General features: G+C 60.0%; 3 protein-coding genes. All 3 read right to left on the reverse strand.

Going from position 1 to position 1857, the window contains the following annotated elements:
- Window positions 1-364: GtrA family protein (locus EOA24_RS36375; protein WP_189354534.1), on the reverse strand; the 364-nt coding region annotated here is incomplete at its 3' end.
- Window positions 354-1304 (reverse strand): WxcM-like domain-containing protein, encoded by a 951-nt coding sequence (locus EOA24_RS36380; RefSeq protein WP_126078438.1) that lies wholly within the window; start codon window positions 1302-1304, stop codon window positions 354-356. The genes EOA24_RS36375 and EOA24_RS36380, both read right to left, overlap by 11 nt.
- A partial coding sequence (locus EOA24_RS36385) for a hypothetical protein (RefSeq protein WP_210213639.1) occupies window positions 1301-1857 on the reverse strand: 557 nt, incomplete at its 5' end. The genes EOA24_RS36380 and EOA24_RS36385, both read right to left, overlap by 4 nt.

Here is a 1857-nt window from a genome sequence, read left to right on the forward strand (position 1 = left end):
GTATCCATCGAGAAACCAGAAAGTTGAGCATCGTCGTTGCGGCCAGCGTTGCAAAGAATGCCGCTGCATGGCTTTGCAACACCCGCTCGAGAAAATGAAGGATCGCCAACCCCGCTGCAAACACCACCGCGACCGACCCGCCGACCGCCAGCCGATCCGCGAAGCCGGCGCGCCCGCCTGGAAAAACCCGATCCGGATAGAACACCATCACGAATACGAGGCCTGCCAGCCAGGCAATTGTGTAGGAGATTGCTGACGGGAGCACAGTCAAGCCGGCAAAGTAGACGGCGCTCGTCAGCGCGGTGTTCAATCCGCCGGCCACAAGAAAGCGGATTGCGTCTGAGCCTATCCGGTCAATGGCCATCCGGTCTGACCGTGGCGAGGAAATCCGAATAATCCCTGATGTAGTCGCTTGCATCATAGGGATGCGAAGCCATGACGAGCAGCGCGGTATCCGGCTGGAATTTGTACTGAATGCCCCACACTCCGGGAGGCAGGTAAAGACCGATTGAGGGATCTGCCAGCGACACTTCCTTTCTGTCGTGCCCGTCATCGACGACCACCGACAGGCGTCCATGGGCGGCGATCAGGAATTGATGGCACTGGCGGTGCGCATGCTCACCTCGGACTTTGTCCGAAGGTACGCCGTAGACAAGAAACGACCGCAAGGGCTTGAAGGGCAGGTTCTGTCCGAACTCAAGCGGGGCCAGTTCGCCGCGCAGATCACTAAAGTGCGGCAACCGCCACAGCTCACATCCGCCAACGCCAAGCGCCATCCTGTCACCGGCAGCGCCGGGGGTCGCCTGCGTCATCACGGGCTCGACCTGCGGACCGGTCTGATAGCCGACGATGACGGCCGGATTTCCCACCACCACGGCGTTGGCCGGCACGTTCTTGGTCACCACAGCGCCGGCGCCGATCATCGCCTGGCGACCGATCGTTATCCCGGGCAGGATGGTTGCGTTGGCGCCGATCGACGCGCCGTCCTCGACGATCGTCTGGAGAAACGATTCCGGATAGTGTTTCGAACGCGGGAAACGGTCGTTGGTAAAGGCGGCATTCGGACCGACGAACACGCGATTGCCCAGCCGGACGCCGTCCCACAGCTGAACGCCGCTTTTGATCGTGACGTCATCGCCGACCGTCACATCATTTTCGATGAAGACATGATCGCAGATATTGCAGTTCGCGCCGATCACCGCCCCTGGGAGGACATGGGCAAACGCCCATACGCGTGTGCCATTGCCGACGCTCGTGCTTTCGCAGATGCCGTGCTGGTGAACAAAGAAAGTCTTGTCGTTCATGCGGACGTTCCGTCGACAATGCGGCTTATTATCCGCAATGGGCGCGATTTGGTGTTTTCAACGGCTCGCCAGAGATAACACCCAAGGATGCCTTGCACCGCGAGAATCGCTGACCCAAATCCCACGATAAGCAGCACCAGTGTCGTGTATCCGGCAGAGTCGATCCTGCCCAGCAAGCGGGCGATTACGGTCACTGCGGCAAACACAAGGCTGAGGATGCAGCCCGCGATCCCCACCCACAGTGTAAGCACGATCGGAAAGTCGGAAAACGAGAAGATCGAGTCCATCATATATCTGAGGCGGCGCCCCATGCCCCAGGCGCTTTTTCCGTGCTCCCGTTCGCGACGGTGATACGGCACGAATTCCCGCCTGAAGCCCACCCAGAAGAGTTGCACGACCAGCGAGCTGTTAGGCTCCGCGATCGACAGGATCGCTTCCAGCACCTGGCGGTTGCAGCCAAAAATATCGACGCCGCCGCTGGGCATGCTTGGCAGTATCAGCCTGCGGTAAACGCCCCAAAAAGCCCGGGACAGAAACCGCGTCACAAACGGAT

The sequence above is a fragment of the Mesorhizobium sp. M2A.F.Ca.ET.039.01.1.1 genome (assembly GCF_003998035.1).
Taxonomy (GTDB): Bacteria; Pseudomonadota; Alphaproteobacteria; order Rhizobiales; family Rhizobiaceae; genus Mesorhizobium.